15 protein-coding genes are annotated in these 15,963 nt (G+C 61.2%); 4 read left to right on the forward strand and 11 right to left on the reverse strand.

Translation table 11 applies throughout. The annotated features are described in order from the left end of the window. Window position 1 precedes the first annotated feature (1 nt). Both cmoA and cmoB read left to right on the forward strand, forming a co-directional pair. A complete protein-coding gene (gene cmoA / locus M5C01_RS24050; protein WP_152741018.1) occupies window positions 2-778 on the forward strand; it encodes a carboxy-S-adenosyl-L-methionine synthase CmoA in 777 nt (258 codons plus the stop codon). Beyond that, window positions 775-1,731, forward strand: a complete 957-nt coding sequence (cmoB, locus tag M5C01_RS24055; RefSeq protein WP_152740948.1) for a tRNA 5-methoxyuridine(34)/uridine 5-oxyacetic acid(34) synthase CmoB — start codon at window positions 775-777, stop codon at window positions 1,729-1,731. The genes cmoA and cmoB overlap by 4 nt, the downstream gene beginning before the upstream one ends. Before the next feature lie 161 nt (window positions 1,732-1,892). Here the strand turns inward: cmoB and tadA are convergent, their stop codons facing one another. The 7 genes from tadA to treP form a co-directional block, all read right to left on the reverse strand. After that, window positions 1,893-2,384: a tRNA adenosine(34) deaminase TadA gene (tadA, locus tag M5C01_RS24060; protein WP_103498516.1), complete on the reverse strand. Its 492-nt coding sequence runs from the start codon at window positions 2,382-2,384 to the stop codon at window positions 1,893-1,895. After that, window positions 2,384-3,760 carry a multicopper oxidase family protein gene (locus tag M5C01_RS24065; protein WP_152740949.1) on the reverse strand — a complete coding sequence of 459 codons (1,377 nt, stop codon included), beginning with the start codon at window positions 3,758-3,760 and terminating at the stop codon, window positions 2,384-2,386. The genes tadA and M5C01_RS24065 overlap by 1 nt, the downstream gene beginning before the upstream one ends. Window positions 3,761-3,848: 88 nt before the next feature. Further along, entirely contained in the window at window positions 3,849-4,139 is a 291-nt protein-coding gene (locus M5C01_RS24070; RefSeq protein WP_152740950.1) for a PTS transporter subunit EIIB, read from the reverse strand. A gap of 2 nt (window positions 4,140-4,141) precedes the next feature. Then, entirely contained in the window at window positions 4,142-6,679 is a 2,538-nt protein-coding gene (gene ptsP, locus M5C01_RS24075; protein WP_152740951.1) for a phosphoenolpyruvate--protein phosphotransferase, read from the reverse strand. A 63-nt stretch (window positions 6,680-6,742) separates the two neighbouring features. Further along, entirely contained in the window at window positions 6,743-7,966 is a 1,224-nt protein-coding gene (locus M5C01_RS24080) for a carbohydrate porin (protein WP_103498520.1), read from the reverse strand. A gap of 100 nt (window positions 7,967-8,066) precedes the next feature. Then, window positions 8,067-9,716, reverse strand: coding sequence for an alpha,alpha-phosphotrehalase (gene treC / locus M5C01_RS24085; protein WP_152740952.1), 1,650 nt, complete (start codon window positions 9,714-9,716; stop codon window positions 8,067-8,069). Between the two features lie 82 nt (window positions 9,717-9,798). Further along, complete coding sequence (gene treP / locus M5C01_RS24090) at window positions 9,799-11,241, reverse strand: PTS system trehalose-specific EIIBC component (protein ID WP_152740953.1); 1,443 nt, start codon at window positions 11,239-11,241, stop codon at window positions 9,799-9,801. 226 nt (window positions 11,242-11,467) lie between these two features. Here treP and treR point away from each other — a divergent pair, with 226 nt between their 5' ends. Further along, window positions 11,468-12,172: a trehalose operon repressor gene (treR, locus tag M5C01_RS24095; protein ID WP_152740954.1), complete on the forward strand. Its 705-nt coding sequence runs from the start codon at window positions 11,468-11,470 to the stop codon at window positions 12,170-12,172. A 19-nt stretch (window positions 12,173-12,191) separates the two neighbouring features. On the opposite strand, the gene M5C01_RS24100 is transcribed toward treR, so the two are convergent. The 3 genes from M5C01_RS24100 to M5C01_RS24110 all read right to left on the reverse strand — a co-directional run bounded on the left by M5C01_RS24100 (window position 12,192) and on the right by M5C01_RS24110 (window position 14,072). Then, window positions 12,192-12,710: a DNA-binding protein gene (locus M5C01_RS24100; protein WP_103498524.1), complete on the reverse strand. Its 519-nt coding sequence runs from the start codon at window positions 12,708-12,710 to the stop codon at window positions 12,192-12,194. After that, the gene (locus tag M5C01_RS24105; protein ID WP_152740955.1) at window positions 12,700-12,993 is read right to left on the reverse strand and encodes a hypothetical protein; all 294 of its coding nucleotides are present in this window, start codon (window positions 12,991-12,993) and stop codon (window positions 12,700-12,702) included. The genes M5C01_RS24100 and M5C01_RS24105 overlap by 11 nt, the downstream gene beginning before the upstream one ends. Before the next feature lie 179 nt (window positions 12,994-13,172). Then, window positions 13,173-14,072, reverse strand: a complete 900-nt coding sequence (locus M5C01_RS24110; protein ID WP_152740956.1) for a LysR family transcriptional regulator — start codon at window positions 14,070-14,072, stop codon at window positions 13,173-13,175. Window positions 14,073-14,209: 137 nt separating this feature from the next. Here M5C01_RS24110 and M5C01_RS24115 point away from each other — a divergent pair, with 137 nt between their 5' ends. After that, the gene (locus M5C01_RS24115; RefSeq protein ID WP_152740957.1) at window positions 14,210-15,115 is read left to right on the forward strand and encodes an alpha/beta hydrolase; all 906 of its coding nucleotides are present in this window, start codon (window positions 14,210-14,212) and stop codon (window positions 15,113-15,115) included. Between the two features lie 372 nt (window positions 15,116-15,487). On the opposite strand, the gene M5C01_RS24120 is transcribed toward M5C01_RS24115, so the two are convergent. Beyond that, window positions 15,488-15,775: a fructose-bisphosphate aldolase gene (locus M5C01_RS24120; protein WP_152740958.1), complete on the reverse strand. Its 288-nt coding sequence runs from the start codon at window positions 15,773-15,775 to the stop codon at window positions 15,488-15,490. Window positions 15,776-15,963 lie beyond the last annotated feature (188 nt).

Here is a 15,963-nt window from a genome sequence, read left to right on the forward strand (position 1 = left end):
AATGCCGGCCTTTTCAGCATCCGCCGGAACCGTCGTGAGCAAAGAACCCGATCGCCTTTTCGCCCAGCCCCTGGCCCAGGTGCCGGACTTCGCCTTCAACGAAGACGTGGTGCGGGTCTTCCCGGACATGATCAAGCGCTCGGTGCCCGGCTACCCGACCATTGTCGAAAACCTCGGCGTGCTCGCCGCGCAGTTCGCCCAGCCCCACAGCGTGCTCTACGATCTGGGCAGTTCCCTCGGCGCGGTGACCCAGGCCCTGCGCCGCCATGTGCGCAGCGACGGGTGCCGGGTGATCGCGGTGGATAACTCCGCGGCCATGGTCGAACGCTGCCGCCAATACCTCAACGGCCAGGACTCGATGTTCCAGGAGCTGCTGCCGGTGGACGTGATCGAGGGCGATATCCTCGCCCTGGAATTCCAGCCGGCCTCGGTGGTGGCGCTGAACTTCACCCTGCAATTTATCGCCCCCGAACAGCGCCAGGCCCTGCTCGGGCGTATCCGCCAGGCCTTGCTGCCCGGCGGTGCGCTGATTCTCTCGGAGAAACTGCGCTTCAATGATCCCGAAGAACACGCGCTGCTCACCGACCTGCACATCGCCTTCAAACGCGCCAATGGCTACAGCGAACTGGAAATTGCCCAGAAGCGCAGCGCCATCGAAAACGTCATGAAACCCGACAGCCTCGAAGAGCACCGCGAACGCCTGCTGGCCGCAGGTTTCTCGAAAGTCGTGCCCTGGTTCCAATGCCTTAACTTTGCCTCGTTGATTGCCCTGCCATGATCGATCTGTCTCCCCTCGCCCGCCGTCTGGCTGGCACCCCTTTGGCCGAATGGGCCAACGGCCTGCAAGCGCAACTCGATGCCCGCATGGAAAAAGGTCATGGCGACCTGGAACGCTGGCAGAGTGCGCTCGATGCGCTGCCGAAGATCCAGCCGACCCAGGTCGATCTGCTCAACGGCCTGACCCTGGACACGGATTGCGACGAGGCCACCCGCGCGCAGATGCGCACGGCGCTGATGGGCTTGTGCCCGTGGCGCAAAGGCCCGTTCGATCTGTTCGGCGTGCATATCGACACCGAATGGCGCTCGGACTGGAAGTGGTCGCGGGTCGCCCCGCACCTAGACCTCAAGGGCAAGCGCATTCTCGATGTCGGTTGCGGCAACGGCTACTACATGTGGCGCATGCTCGGGGCCGGCGCGGACACGGTGATCGGGGTCGATCCGAACTGGCTGTTCTTCTGCCAGTTCCAGGCGGTGCAACGTTACTTGTCGGAGCCGTCGTCCTGGCACCTGCCATTCCCCTTCGAGGACCTGCCGGCTGAGCTGGAAGGCTTTGACACGGTGTTTTCCATGGGCGTGTTCTACCATCGGCGCTCGCCCATCGAGCATTTGCTGGCGCTCAAGGATTGCCTGGTCAAGGGCGGCGAACTGGTGCTGGAAACCCTGGTGGTGGAAGGTGACGAGCATCAGGTGCTGATGCCGGAAGATCGTTATGCGCAGATGCGCAATGTCTGGTTCCTGCCGTCGGTTCCGGCGCTGGAGCGCTGGCTGCGGCGCGCCGGGTTCAGCGATGTGCGCTGTGTCGATGTGAGCGTGACCACGGTGCAGGAACAGCGCGGGACCGAGTGGATGAAGTATCAGTCGTTGAGTGACTTCCTGGATCCGGAGGATCACAGCAAGACCATCGAAGGGCTGCCGGCGCCGATGCGGGCGGTGATGGTCGCCCGCAAGTAGGCGGTGTCAGATCTGACGCCTTCGCGGGCAAGCTCCGCTCCCACAGTATTTGAGTCGAATCGGAATATTGTGTACGACACAAAACCTGTGGGAGCGGAGCTTGTCGGGACGCCGCACCGCCGCGAAAGGGCCCTCAAGACAGGCCCCCACAACAACCCTACTCAGGACTTGCTTCTGCGGGCCTTGAAGAACTCGCTGAGGATCGCCCCGCACTCCTCGGCCAGTACCCCACCTTCGAACAACACCCGGTGATTGAGAAAGTCCTGGGTAAAGAACTGCCCCTGGCTCTGCACGATCCCGGCCTTGGGTTCCAGTGCGCCGTAGACCACCCGCGCGATCCGCGAATGCACGATCAACCCGGCGCACATGCTGCACGGCTCCAGGGTCACGTACAGCGTGCTGCCCGGCAGCCGGTAGTTGTCGAGCGCCTGGGCGGCGGCGCGGATGGCGACCATCTCGGCATGGGCGCTCGGATCACTGCCGCTGATCGGGCAATTGAAGCCACGCCCGATGATCTCGCCGTCCTGCACCAGTACCGCACCCACCGGCACCTCGCCCAACAAGGCACCTTGGGCAGCCAGCGCCAGGGCTTCACGCATGAAGTCCTGGTCGCGGCTGCGGTCGATGATCGGCGCCGGCCGTATCTGACGCATCAGGCCACCTCGATGGCGGCCATCAGGCCGGTTTCCATATGGTCGATCACATGGCAATGGAACATCCACACCCCCGGGTTATCCGCCACCAACGCCACCCGCGCCCGCTCGTTCTTGCCCAGCAGGTAGGTGTCGGTGAAGTACGGCGTGATCGCCTTGCGGTTCGAGGCGATGACCTTGAAGCTCATGCCGTGCAAGTGGATCGGGTGCTGATACTGGGTCATGTTCTTCAATTCGAAAATATAGCTCTTGCCCTTCACCAGCTTGGCGATGGGTCGGTCGGCGCAGGTCTTGTCGGTGATGTCCCAGGCCTTGCCATTGATCTGCCAGAGGCTCGGCGGCTGGCCATTATCGACGTTCACCGAAACCGAGCCAACCCATTCGAAATTGAAGTTGAGCTTTTCTGCGTTCGCCAGGTCCGGCTCGGCTATGGGATTGGCCGGCAAGGCCTTCGGCCAGTCGGTCGCCATGCCGCTGTCGGCCACCGAACGAAAGGTCGCCAGACGCACCGGACCGTTACGCAGCGATAGCTCTTCACCAGCCGCCGGCGCCTTGATCGCCAGGCAGATGCGCATCCCCGGTCCCAGCCAGTATTCCTTGCCCAACGGACGCGGCTCCACCGGATTGCCGTCCAGCGCATAGATCTGCGCCTCGACACCGGGGATATTGAGCCGATAGGTCAGGGTGTTGTCGAGGTTGAGCAGGCGAACCCGAGTGATCTCTCCGGCCGGTAAGTCGACCACGGCTTGCGACACGCCATTGACGGTCGACAGGCGCCCCGCCGTGCCCCCACGCGCGGCTTCACGGGGAATGCTGAAAGGCACGAAGGCGCCGGCTTCATCGACGTGCCAGCTTTTCAGGCTCAAGGTGCGTTCGTGCTGGAAACCGCTGGGCTCTCGCTCTTCGACGATCAGCGGGCCGACCAGCCCGCGCCCCAGTTCCTCACTGCTGTTGACGTGGGGGTGATACCAGTAGCTGCCGGCATCCGGGACACGAAACTTGTAGTCGAAGTATTCGCCGGGCAATACCGGCAGTTGCGACACGTAGGGCACGCCGTCCATTTCCAGCGGCAGGCGGATACCGTGCCAGTGAATGGTGGTAGCCACCGGCAGGTGGTTGATAAAGCGCACCCGCAGCCACTCGCCCTGACGCACCCGCAACTCGGTGCCCGGTGCCGACGGGCCGAAGGCCCAGGCCGGGGTTTGATGCCCGGCCACCAGCTCTACGTCCAGGGGCGCGGCGATCAGCTCATAGTCATGGCCGGCATCGGCGTCGGCCATTTTCCCCAACCAGTAACGCGATGCACCGCCGGCGCCAACGCCCACCACTGCAAGACCGGCCAGTCCACCGAGTATCTGTCGACGGGTAAAGGACATGAACGCAACCACCTCACCTATTCAGCCGCGCACCAGGGCGCGCAAAAGGCGAATACGATACACCCGCAGTTGCGAAACCGTAAGAAAATCAGTCCAGACCCAACAACAAATGGGTCACGCCACCGGCCAATATCATCACGCCGGCGACACCCGCCGCCCGCAATGCCGACTGATCGATCCGGGCACTGTCATTCAAGGCCACACGCAGGCGGGTCAGGGCCACGCGCTGGTGGGACTTGAGATTGCCTTCGCCACCCAGGGCCGCGACGATCTCCGGGCGCAACGCCTCTTCTGCCGTGGCAACCGGCGTACTCGGTTGATCCGCCACCAGGTCCGGCGTCAGGGCTTTCCAGAATGCCCGCTGAAATTTCTCGAACATGTTCAGTTCTCCAGGACCCGCGGCTGCAGCGCCGTGGTGTGTTGATGATCGAGCAAGGCTTCACGCACCTGCCCGGCGTTTTCCAGGCCAAGAATCCGTTGCGCCAGTACCTGGCACTCCGTCAACTCGACCTCGCGGACCGCGGCCTTGATCGCCGGAATCAGCGGTACGCTGACCGACAACTCATCCACGCCCAGGCCCAGCAACACCGGCACCGCCAAGGCCTCGGAGGCCAGCGCGCCACACACGCTGACCGGCTTGCCATGGGCATGGGCGGCTTTCACGGTGGTGGCGATCAGGCGCAATACCGCCGGGTGCAGGCTGTCGGCCTGGCTCGCCAGTTGCGGGTGATCACGGTCCATGGCCAGGGTGTATTGGGTCAGGTCATTGGTGCCGATGGAAAAGAAGTCCACCTCGGGGGCGAACAGATCGGCCATCAGGGCCGCCGCCGGCACTTCGATCATGATCCCCAGTTTCGGCAACGCCTTGAGGCCCAGCGCCAGGGCCTCATCCTCGAGGAACTGGCGCGCCTGACGCAACTCGGACAGTTGAGTAATCATCGGCAGCATGATGTGCAACTGGGTCAGCCCGGCACAGGCAAGAATCCCCCGCAATTGCTGACGCAGCAGTTCCGGGCGTTGCAGGCACAAACGAATGCCGCGCATACCGAGGAAAGGGTTGGCCTCGGTGTCCATCGGCACGTAGGCCAGGGGTTTGTCGCCACCGACGTCAAGGGTCCGTACCACCAGATTGCGCTGCGGCCCCAAGGCGCGGGCAATGGCCGAATAAGTCGCCGCCTGCTCCTCGACACTCGGCGCACTCTGGCGTTCCAGATAGAGAAACTCGGAGCGCAGCAAACCGACCCCTTCGCCGCCCAGGGTCAAAGACTGCTCCACCTCTTGCAGCGAGGCGACGTTGGCGGTCACCTCGAAATGATGACCGTCACGGGTGCGCGCCGCCTCGGACGCCTGTTCCTTCTCGCGCTGGTGGCGCTGGTGTTGCTGCTGGCGCTTGACCAAGAGGCGTTGCACATCCGCCTCTTCCGGCATCAGGTGCAGGCGCCCGAGGTCGGCATCGAGCAGCACCTGGGTACCGGCGGGCACCTTCAGGACCTCGGCGGGCAAACCACAGAGCGCCGGCAAACCGAATGCCCGGGCCAGGATCGCCACATGGCTGGTCGCCCCACCACCGACGGTGACGAAGCCGAGGACCCGACGGGTATCGAGTGCGGCCGTTTGCGACGGGGTCAGTTGCTCGGCAATCAGGATGGCGTCGTCCGGCATCTCGGTGACCCGCTCCTCGACCCCGAGAATCAGCCGCAGCACGCGCTGGCCGACGTCCTTCAAATCCAGCGCGCGCTCCGCCAGCAAGCTGCTGCCCAGGCGTTCGAACAACGCGCAGGTGTCCTCGGTGACCTGGCGCCAGGCGAACGCCGCGCTTTTACCCTGGGCGAGCAGGACCCGGGCCTGCTCCAGCAGGCTCGGGTCTTCCAGCAATTCCTGATGCGCGCGGAAAATCTGCGCCTGAGCGCTGCCCTCGGTGTTGTCCCGCAGCCGCTGCAAGGCCTGGGTCGCCTCGTCCAGAGCCCGTTCGAGCGATGCGCGCTCATGGGGCTCGTCGGAACCGAATTCCGGAACTTCCAGCCGCTGTTCGGCCACCTGCACCACCCGACCGAACGCCGAACCCGGCGAAGCACAAACGCCGCGCAACAGGCTCGGTGAAGACGCCTCGACCACCACGGGAATATCGATCACCGCCGCAGGCTCGACCGACTCACCACACCCCTCGGCCAGCAAGGCCGCCAACGCTTCGATGGCGGCCTGGGCATCCTCGCCCACCGCACTGACCTGCAACACATCGCCACGCACCGTCTGCAAGGCCATGATCGCCACCAGGGACTTGGCATTCGCGCTGTCCTGGCGCCGATGCACCACGATGCTCGCGGCAAAACCCTTGGCCGCCTGGGCCAGCACCGCCGCCGGACGGGCGTGCAGACCGTTGGTGTTGGGCAAGGTCACGGGGCTTGAGAACAACGCCTCGCCTTCCTCTTCCACCACCGGGCCCGCCGATGCGCCGTTGTGCTCGATCCGCAACAGTGGCGCGCCGCTTTCAATCAAACCACTGGCCGGAGCCAGCCGGGTGAACGTCTCGCCACTGACCACCAACACCAGGGTCAACAGACTGCGGGCGTGCAAGGCGATGTAGTCGACATCGAACTCGATCAGCGCCTGCCCGGCCGTCACCCGCTCGCCCTCACGGACCAGTGCGGTGAAACCCTTGCCCTGCAACTGCACGGTGTCCAGGCCGATATGCATCAGCACCTGCACGCCCAGATCATCGGTAATGCTGATGGCATGGCCGCTGGCCTGGAGATTGCTCACCACCCCGGCCAACGGTGCGCAGAGCACCGCGGAGGTCGGGTCGATGCACAGGCCGTCGCCGATCATGCGACTGGAGAACACCGGATCAGGCACCTGATCCAGTTCGATCAGCACCCCGGACAGGGGCGCGAGCAGTTCCAGGGAAGAGGTTGCGGTCATGACATCACCTTTATCATTGTTCTTTGAAGCGCCGGCGCGGCGAAGGCCACGCCAGCATAGGACTTATTCCCACCAATACTCGACCTGCACACCGAAATTGGAGCCATGCAGGGCGCTGCCGAAACTACCGGTATCGGACAACGCCGACCCCGCATCGAACTGATTGGCCGCACGCTGGGCCGCCGCGTTCCAGCTGGCATAGGTGTAGTAGAGGCGTATCTCCGGCCGAGTCCAGAAATCCGGACCTCTGGGTGACCAGGTAGGGGCGAAGGTAAACTTGCTGAGCTTGCGGGTACCGCCCGGCGCCTCGATCTGGTCATGGCCCAGTTCGGTCACCAGCTTGAACTGTTCGGTAATGGCGTAGGTCGGACGTACCCCCAGGGAGATCCAGTTCTGGCCCTGGCCGTCGGGACGAATGTCCTTCTGGTACACGGCCTCGATCTGCCCACCGAATTGTCGGGTGATCTGCCAGTCGAAAAACTCGACCGCGCGGTAGCTCTTGTTGCTGGTGTCCAGGGTCGGATCGCCGGTGTAGCCCAGCCCGGTACCCGGTCCCTCGCCGTATTGCAGGGCGAACTTGTTCTTGCCGCCGAGGAAGTTCTTCTGCACATGCTGCGCGGTGATGGCCCAGCCTTGGTGGGTGTCGCGGCGATTCGGTGCATCGAGGTAACTGGCACCGAGTTCCACTTCGCCATCGGTATTGGTCTTGAAGCCGGCGACGTTGAAGTCGTGACGATTGATATAGTCCTTCTGGTACAGGTTGTCCTTGCGCGAGAAGGCATAGCTGTATTTCAGGTCGCCGATCTTCACATTCTCGATACCACCGCCCGTGGCGCTCTGGTTCCAGTAGTAGAAGTCGGAGATATGGATGTCGTTACGCTTGTAGTAACGCCGCCCGGCCCACACCGAGCCGCCATTGAGCGAGGGCAGGTTCGACCACTTGGCGAACATCTGCGGCATCCGCACCGTGCCGTTGTCACCGTCGAAACTGGGATTGTGATCGTACTTGTTGTACAGCGACGCCATCCCGTCGACGCTGACCACCGACCCGTCATCGAGTTTCAGCACGTCCTGGCGCAACTCAAGTTCCCCGTACTGTTCACACTCGTTACCCAGGCGATACTTGGATTGCGCACCAGGCAAATGGAAACAGCTTTGCGAGCCGCCGCCGGTCGAACCGCCCAGGCCGCTACGCAAGTAACCGGCGAACTCCAGGGCCTGGGCCGAGAATGGCAACCCCAGGCATACGCAAGACACCACAAGACCGCGATTTATTGTTGTTTTCATTGGCTCCCCCATTATTTTTATTGTGTAGTGCTTGTTGATTATCGGGCGCGGCTCTCCCGCGCACGATTTGATGCGAACGGCATTTAATGAATGAAACGTCTTACTTTTCTGACAGGTGCAATACAAAAGATTCGTAAGGTTTCAGCGACAGATATCGGCTACGCGGCACGTCGTCGATGTAGTTGCCGATCACCAGACGCTGGCTCTGGCCGTCGATGAAAACGCCTTCGGGCAACGCCACTTCGCAAGGCTCGGCATAGAAGTTGTTCACCACCAACAGTCGCTCGCCCTGCCCTTCCCGCACATAGGCCCAGACCCGTGGATGATCGGGCAACAACTGGCGGTAGACGCCGTCCACCATCAGCGCTTCGCTGCGCCGCAAACCGACCAGGGCGCGGTAGTGATGCAGCACCGAGCCGGCATCGTCGAACTGCTTGTCGACGTTGATCCAGGCCGCATTCGGCGGCACATCGATCCAGGGTTGGGCAGTGCTGAAACCGGCGTTCGGCTGCGCATTCCATTGCATCGGCGTGCGACTGTTGTCGCGGGATTTCTGCATGATCGCCGCCATGCTCCGGGCTTCGGACTCGCCGGCCTCGCGCTTGAGCCGGTAGATGTTCAGGGTCTCGACATCGCGGTACTGCTCGATGGACTCGAAACCCGGATTGGTCATGCCCAGCTCTTCGCCTTGATAGATGTACGGCGTGCCCTGGAGGAAATGCAACGCGGTGGCGAGCATCTTCGCCGACACGTCCCGGTATTCACCGTCATGACCGAAGCGCGAGACCACCCGCGGCTGGTCGTGGTTACACCAGAACAGCGCATTCCAGCCACCACCGGCCTGCATGCCGGTCTGCCAGTCGGAGAGGATGCGCTTGAGTTCTAGGAAATCGAAATCGGCGCGAACCCATTTCTCCATGTTCGGATAATCGACCTTCAGGTGATGGAAATTGAAGGTCATCGACAGCTCGCGGGACTGCGGATGCGAATAGCGGATGCAGTGCGCAAGGCTGGTGGAGGACATTTCGCCGACATTGATCAGGTCATGGCCTTCGAAGACTTCGCGATGCATTTCCTGCAGGTAGTCGTGCACGTTCGGACCGTCGGTGTAGAAACGGCGGCCGTCGCTGGCGTCCTCGGGAAAGTCGGCGGGCTTGGAGATCAGGTTGATCACATCCAGGCGGAAACCACCGACACCCTTGTCGCGCCAGAAGCGCATCATCTTGAACACTTCCTGGCGCACCTGGGGATTGTCCCAGTTCAGGTCGGCCTGGGTGTGGTCGAACAGGTGCAGGTAGTACTGGCCGGTCTGGGCCTCATACTCCCAGGCATTGCCGCCGAACTTCGACTCCCAGTTGTTCGGCTGGTCGCGCCAGATGTAGAAGTCCCGGTAGGGGTTGTCGAGGCTGCTGCGGGCCTGGCGGAACCATTCGTGCTCGATGGAGGTGTGGTTGACCACGATATCGAGCATCAGCGTGATGCCACGCTTGCCGGCTTCGGCGATCAGCAGGTCGCAGTCGGCCATGGTCCCGTAGCTCGGGTCGATGGCGTAGTAGTCGCTGATGTCGTAGCCGTTGTCACGCTGCGGCGAACGCAGGAACGGCGTGATCCACAGGCAATCGACGCCCAGCCACTTGAGGTAGTCGAGCTTGTCGACCACCCCCAGCAGATCGCCGGTGGCCTGGCCTGAGTGGCTGTAGAAACTTTTCGGGTAGATCTGGTAGATCACCGAACGCTGCCAGTCTTGCATGGGGATTCCTTGGTAGTGCCAGTGGTAGCTGTGTGGTGTTTTGCGGCGTCAGCGCGAGCACCCTCGCGCTGACGCTGCCGGATCAGGCGACGCGGTAGCCGGGCCGGACGATTTTCAGGCTCAACCCGCAGGTCAGCACGAACGGCACGACCATGGCGATGACCATGCCGACGATAAACATCGGGATGTATTGCGGAATGATCGAGATAAAGCCCGGCAGGCCACCCACGCCGATGGCCGAGGCCTGGACCTTGTTCAGCGAGAGGAAGATGCTGCCCAGCGCCGAACCGATCAGCGCGGCATAGAACGGAAACTTGTAGCGCAGGTTGACGCCGAACATCGCCGGCTCCGTGATACCGAAGTAGGCGGAAATCGCCGAGGTCGACGCCATGCTGCGGTCCCGTGCATTGCGGCTCATGTAGAACACCGCCAGTGCCGCGCTGCCCTGGGCCAGGTTGGACATGACGATCATCGGCCAGATAAAGGTGCCGCCCTGGGTGGCGATCAGTTGCAGGTCCACCGCGAGGAACATGTGGTGCATGCCGGTGATCACCAGTGGCGCGTAGAGCAGGCCGAAGATCGCGCCGCCGAGCACCGGGGCCACATCGAACAGCATGACCACGCCTTCGGTGATCAGGATGCCCAGGTGACGGGTCACCGGACCGATGACCGCCAGCGCCAGCACGCCGGTCACGACGATGGTGGTAATCGGCACCACCAGCAGTTGAATGGCATTCGGCACCCGCGCCCGCAGCCATTTCTCGATGACGCTCATGACATAGGCGGCCATCAGGATCGGCAGGATCTGCCCTTGGTAGCCAACCTTCTCGATCCGGAACCAGCCGAAGATGTTGAAGTACGGCAGGCTCTGGCCGTCCAGGCCGGCGACCGCCTTGCCGTAGTTCCAGGCATTGAGCAGGTCGGGGTGCACCAGCATCAGGCCGAGCACGATGCCGAGGATTTCACTGCCGCCAAACCGCTTGGCCGCCGACCAGCCGACCAGGGCCGGGAGGAACACGAAGGAGGTGTTGGCCATCAGGTTGATCAGGCTCCACACACCATCCAGGGACGGATAGGCCTCCAGCAGGGTCTTGCCGTCGATGAACATGCCCTTGGCGCCCATGAGGTTGTTCACCCCCATCAGCAGGCCGGCAATGATCAGCGCCGGCAGGATCGGCATGAACACATCGGAGAACACCCGCACCAGACGCTGTACCGCGTTGATCTTGTCGGCGCTCTTCTGCTTGACGTCGGCGATGGTCGAGGCGGCCAGCCCGGTGATTTCGCGCAAGGCGGCGTAGACCCGCTCCACTTCCCCCGGACCGATGACGATCTGGAACAAGCCGCCGGTGAAGAAGGTGCCTTTCACCAGGTCGATATTGGACAACGCGGCCTTGTCGACCAGGCTCGGGTCCTTGAGGGCCAGACGCAGACGGGTGACACAGTGAGCGGCCTGCTCGAGGTTTTCAGCGCCACCGAGGCCTTGCAGCAGCTCGCGGGCGATATTCGGATAGTCGTGGCTCATGCTTTTCTTCCACTGTTTCTTGTTATTGGAGGGTGTTGGCAGCACACAGGAATGAAAAATACTCGTCTGTACGAGTTAAAGCAATAACTCGTACAGACGAGTTATGGGTTTATCGGTAAAAGATCCGACAAATGGACAAAGTTTCGGCCTGCCCTTAAGGTTCAGGATCACAGCACATAGCGTCGGCTACCCTGTTGGCGAGTACTTTCGATCCAGAGCGACCAGCATGAGCAAATACAACCAGATCTACAGTGATCTGCTTGCCAGCATTACCACAGAGCAATTGGAAAAAGGCGCCCGACTGCCGTCGGAAACCGAACTGATGGACAGCTACCAGGCCAGCCGCGGCACCGTGCGCAAGGCCATCGAGCAACTGCAGGAACGCGGTTTCGCCCAGAAGATCCATGGCAAGGGCACCTTCGTGCTGTCACGCAGCCCGATCGAGTTTCAATTGGGCGGCATCGTCAGTTTCCAGGAGGCCCACTCCAGTCTTGGCAGCAATATTGGCACCGAAGTGGTGGAGTTCAGCGAGATCGCCCTTGAGGGCTCGCTTCAGGAACGCCTGGATGCCGAACCGGGCAGTTCGGTGATTCGCATCAAGCGGGTGCGGCGGATCGACGGCAAGCGGATCATCCTCGACATCAACTATTTCGTCGCCGACCTGATCCCCGGCCTGACCCGGGAGATCGCCGAACAGTCGATCTATGCCTATATCGAGAAAACCCTGCAACTGAGCATCAGCTTTGCCCAGCGCACCATCGAGGCGGCCCGTTGCAGCCGGGACGATGTGCTGCACCTGGACCTGGATGGGGCCAGCCATGTGATCGTGGTGAAGAACCAGACGTTTTTGCAGGACGGCCGACAGTTCGAATACACCGAGTCGCGGCACACCCTGGACAAGTTCTACTTCTCGGATGTGGCAAGGCGCTGAGCCGCTGATGTCGGGCGATTCATAGCACCAGCGCCAGCCACTCGGGGTTCACCGAGCCGAGCTTGCTGGTGGCTTTCGTGAGGTTGATATCCTGGGCCGCCTGCGCGGTTTCAATCATCAAGGGCTGAAGGTCATAGCCGCGGCCTTCGAGCCAGCCCAGGACTTCCGCCAGGTGCCAGACGGAAGCGCTGCCTTCGTGGACCGCCAACGGAAATGACGCGCCATGACTGAGCATGAGCTTGCGCATGTTCTGCCGCGAAACACCGACGATATCGGCGATATCTGAAAGGCCGACCAGGTCGGGCACAACCTCTATGAGACGCGCATCGGGGATAGCACGCTTGACGTCCTGCAAAGCGCTAAGCAATGCCTGAGCGGCGCTGTCGGCATCCCGGGAGAACTTCAGCGCCAGCCTTCCAGGGATTCCGCAGCCGATCAGTGAGTCATCGCAACCGCACTCAAACAAGAGCTCAATCAATACATCCGGATCGTTGTTCTGCTCCGAGAGCTGGTACCTCAGGGTGAATTCATACTCCATGGTTCGACTCCTTGGGAGAAGCGATCAGGGGATCGCCATTAGCGTGGTTGATGACACAACCATCAACCACCCGCTGCAAATTGCGGGCATGACTGATCAGGTCACGCGGCGTACTCCATATGCTAGTGATACAGTGATCCTGGCAACGGCACAGCCCACTGTTAAGCGGGCAGTACATCCTGCCCCAGGCATGCGAACCACCTACTTTGATTCGCCAGCCAAATTCCTCTGCATAACGCAGTACGCTCTCGATCTCCTTGATCGGGTGTCTTGCTCTAGCCATCCATAGCCTCCAGTCTTGCGCCAGGCGCAATGGTTGTCAACTGACAACCAAATCCATTTATCGACAAAAAATGACACTCCCGGCACTTCAATTCAGTGCCGGTTTCTTGAGTGTAGGGAGGGATGGCGTCGAGGCTCAGCGAGGTATTTACGAGGTGTTGCGAGGGCTGGATGAACGCTTCAAACCGCATCCCAATAAGGAGGGCTCCCAAATGCCTCACGAAGCCAGTCCGCCAGCGCCCTGAGCTTCGCCGAGGGGCGCTGACCGTCAGGATGTGCGATATAGATGAACTCCTGCTCAGCCTCTATGCCGATATCGATCTTCACCAGGGAGCCGGCCTTGAGAGCCTCGCCGACAATGAACTGCGGCAGCAAGGTAATGCCCAGACCGGCCACCGCCGCATCCCGCATCAGGTCCCCATTGTTGAGCACCAAATCGGACCGGCCATGGACGATGAGGGTGTGTCCTTGCTGCATGAAACGCCAATCCGCACCACCGCGATTCGAGTAGAAAATACCTCGATGCCCTTCCAGCTCAGCAGGGGTGGTCGGCTTGCCATTGCGCGCCAGGTACTCCGGCGACGCTACAAGTACACGCCGACTGGTGGCCAACGTCCAGGCCACCAGATAGCGGTCCTGGATCACGCCGTGCCGCACGATGGCGTCAAACCCGTCAGCGGAGGGGTCCACCCGGCGATCATTCAAATCCAGCGTGATCTGTATATCCGGGTGCTGCGCCATAAAGGGGTACAAGGCCGGCCCAAGATGCATTCGCCCAAATGTCACAGGAGCCGAGATCCGCAGCGAGCCGGAAAGCGTATCCCGGCGCTTGGACATGGCGGCTGACGCCTCCTCGACCTCCTTTACAATTCGGATTGCGCGCCCCAGAAACTCATGCCCGTCTTCAGTCACTGAAATCTTGCGAGTCGTTCTCTGCAGCAGGCTGGTGCCCAGCTCTTTTTCGAGCTCGGCAATTCGATCGCTCACCACGGATCGGGATACACGGAGCCTGAGAGCGGCCTCAGTCAGGGACTTGCATTCGGCGACCATCACAAAGGTCGCAATTCCATCGAGCTTCATGATTGTTCGGTTTTTCCGAAATCCTGATCAGGAATTCGAAGGCTACTCCTTCGAATTGCCCGGGGCCACACTGGCGTCACTCCCTCGGGCTCACAGTGATCGCCAAGTGGCCATCCCCGCAGGGTTAGGAGTCCATCATGCTCAAATACTTTGCCGCGACTGCGATCGCATTGGCTCTGGCCCTGCCGGCAGCCGCCGAAGTCCGGCCATTCCCCAAGTCCTTCCACGCCCAAGAGATTCAAGCCAACGGCGCGACCCTCCATGTCGTGACTGGCGGACAAGGCTCAGCGGTCGTACTGATCCACGGCTTCGGCGACACTGGCGATATGTGGTCTCCGTTGGCGGCCGAGTTGGCCAAGACCCATACCGTGGTCGTACCCGACCTGCGTGGCATGGGGCTGTCGTCTCATCCTGAAGGGGGTTACGACAAATGGAACCAGGCGGCGGATATCCGCGCCGTGCTGGGCAAGCTGGGGATCGACCATGCCGCGATAGTCGGGCATGACATCGGCACCATGGTCGCCTACGCCTATGCCGCTCGCTACCCGGACAAGACTGATCGCCTGGTCGTGATGGATGCCCCGGTACCGGGTATCCCACCGTGGGATCAGATCGTACGGATGCCTGCGCTGTGGCATTTCAATTTCGGTGGGAAGGATGCCGAACGCCTGGTTGCTGGTCGCGAGCGAATTTATCTGGATCGATTCTGGAACGAGTTCGCCGGCGATCCCGCGAAAATCGACGAAGCGACCCGCCAGCACTACACCCGGTTCTATGCTCGCCCAGGTGCAATGCATTCGGCATTCGCGCAGTTCCTGAGTATCAACCAGGACGCGGAGCAGAACCAGAAGGTGATGGGCAACAAGCTGAACATGCCGGTGCTGGCAATAGGGGGCGCCAAGTCCTTTGGCGCGAACGAAGCCATCGTGATGCGCAATGCCGCCACCGATGTCACCGAGGTGGTGATTCCCGATGCGGGTCACTGGCTGATGGAAGAGGCGCCGGTGCCGACGATTGCGGCGATCAAAGGCTTTATCAAGTAAGGCCTTTGCCTCTCACCCGATGGGAACCCATTTTCAAAGAGATAACGCGCGCGCCTCAAACCTCGCAGCGGCACGCTTGATCCGACGGGCCTTCTCCTGGCGAACTATTAGGATTTTCCTAATAGTTGCGTCAGCCTGGATTTCCCTCTCGGGATAGCATGTTGTTAGGTGCTCGTTGATGGCAGGAAAGCGCCCAATACCTACCCGTTAAGAACCAATCTCAAATCAGGCCGAGTTCAGCTTCAACCCCCCTCAACGTTCGGTATTAGGCGAAAGTCGTTTTCGTATCAGGATCATGCAAACCGAATTCAGGGAAGGGCCGCAATAAAACCCAACGGGTTATCGCGGCCTCAGCAGAGTGTTGAGTAAAAATCAGCAGACGCGCCGCTCTGCCATCAGGCCACGCCGTTGAATCACCGCGAAGACATCATTGACGTCCTGCAACAGGATTCGACTGATGTTGGCGATAGAAGCAATGTCACCTGGATCGCTGTCATTCAAGCTACAACAAGAAAAAAGACTCAGGATATTACCCAAGGCACCGATGCGCTCGCTGACGCAGGCATGCAGGTCAACCAAGGGAGCATGGCTATCGATGTACAGGACTGGGCGCTCGGAAGCTACGGTATCGACGGGGGTAAAGCGTTCGTTACTTTGCATGGTAGGAATTCCCTTAAATGTCTTAAAGGGTCACCACCGTCCGCTGCGAAACGAAATGGGTGGCAACTGTGCGCGGGTTCGCAGACCGGTAATTCCAACCATAAACCCGGCAGACCCGAAGGTCTCCCACGCACAGTCGCCATGGAAGCTTATTGGAGGCGAGAGAAAACGCCAACAACAGGCTTGCG

It is taken from the genome of Pseudomonas sp. MWU12-2319 (genome assembly GCF_023242525.1).
Taxonomy (GTDB): domain Bacteria; phylum Pseudomonadota; class Gammaproteobacteria; order Pseudomonadales; family Pseudomonadaceae; genus Aquipseudomonas; species Aquipseudomonas gingeri_D.

What these genes read in the sequence shown, in the direction of transcription:
- M5C01_RS24065 (WP_152740949.1), bottom strand. Translation starts at nt 3,760, where the DNA reads ATGTCCTTTACCCGTCGACAGATACTCGGTGGACTGGCCGGTCTTGCA.
- M5C01_RS24110 (WP_152740956.1), bottom strand. Translation starts at nt 14,072, where the DNA reads ATGAAGCTCGATGGAATTGCGACCTTTGTGATGGTCGCCGAATGCAAG.
- cmoB (WP_152740948.1), top strand. Translation starts at nt 775, where the DNA reads ATGATCGATCTGTCTCCCCTCGCCCGCCGTCTGGCTGGCACCCCTTTG.
- M5C01_RS24080 (WP_103498520.1), bottom strand. Translation starts at nt 7,966, where the DNA reads ATGAAAACAACAATAAATCGCGGTCTTGTGGTGTCTTGCGTATGCCTG.
- M5C01_RS24070 (WP_152740950.1), bottom strand. Translation starts at nt 4,139, where the DNA reads ATGTTCGAGAAATTTCAGCGGGCATTCTGGAAAGCCCTGACGCCGGAC.
- M5C01_RS24100 (WP_103498524.1), bottom strand. Translation starts at nt 12,710, where the DNA reads ATGGAGTATGAATTCACCCTGAGGTACCAGCTCTCGGAGCAGAACAAC.
- treP (WP_152740953.1), bottom strand. Translation starts at nt 11,241, where the DNA reads ATGAGCCACGACTATCCGAATATCGCCCGCGAGCTGCTGCAAGGCCTC.
- treC (WP_152740952.1), bottom strand. Translation starts at nt 9,716, where the DNA reads ATGCAAGACTGGCAGCGTTCGGTGATCTACCAGATCTACCCGAAAAGT.
- tadA (WP_103498516.1), bottom strand. Translation starts at nt 2,384, where the DNA reads ATGCGTCAGATACGGCCGGCGCCGATCATCGACCGCAGCCGCGACCAG.
- cmoA (WP_152741018.1), top strand. Translation starts at nt 2, where the DNA reads ATGCCGGCCTTTTCAGCATCCGCCGGAACCGTCGTGAGCAAAGAACCC.
- treR (WP_152740954.1), top strand. Translation starts at nt 11,468, where the DNA reads ATGAGCAAATACAACCAGATCTACAGTGATCTGCTTGCCAGCATTACC.
- M5C01_RS24120 (WP_152740958.1), bottom strand. Translation starts at nt 15,775, where the DNA reads ATGCAAAGTAACGAACGCTTTACCCCCGTCGATACCGTAGCTTCCGAG.
- ptsP (WP_152740951.1), bottom strand. Translation starts at nt 6,679, where the DNA reads ATGACCGCAACCTCTTCCCTGGAACTGCTCGCGCCCCTGTCCGGGGTG.
- M5C01_RS24105 (WP_152740955.1), bottom strand. Translation starts at nt 12,993, where the DNA reads ATGGCTAGAGCAAGACACCCGATCAAGGAGATCGAGAGCGTACTGCGT.
- M5C01_RS24115 (WP_152740957.1), top strand. Translation starts at nt 14,210, where the DNA reads ATGCTCAAATACTTTGCCGCGACTGCGATCGCATTGGCTCTGGCCCTG.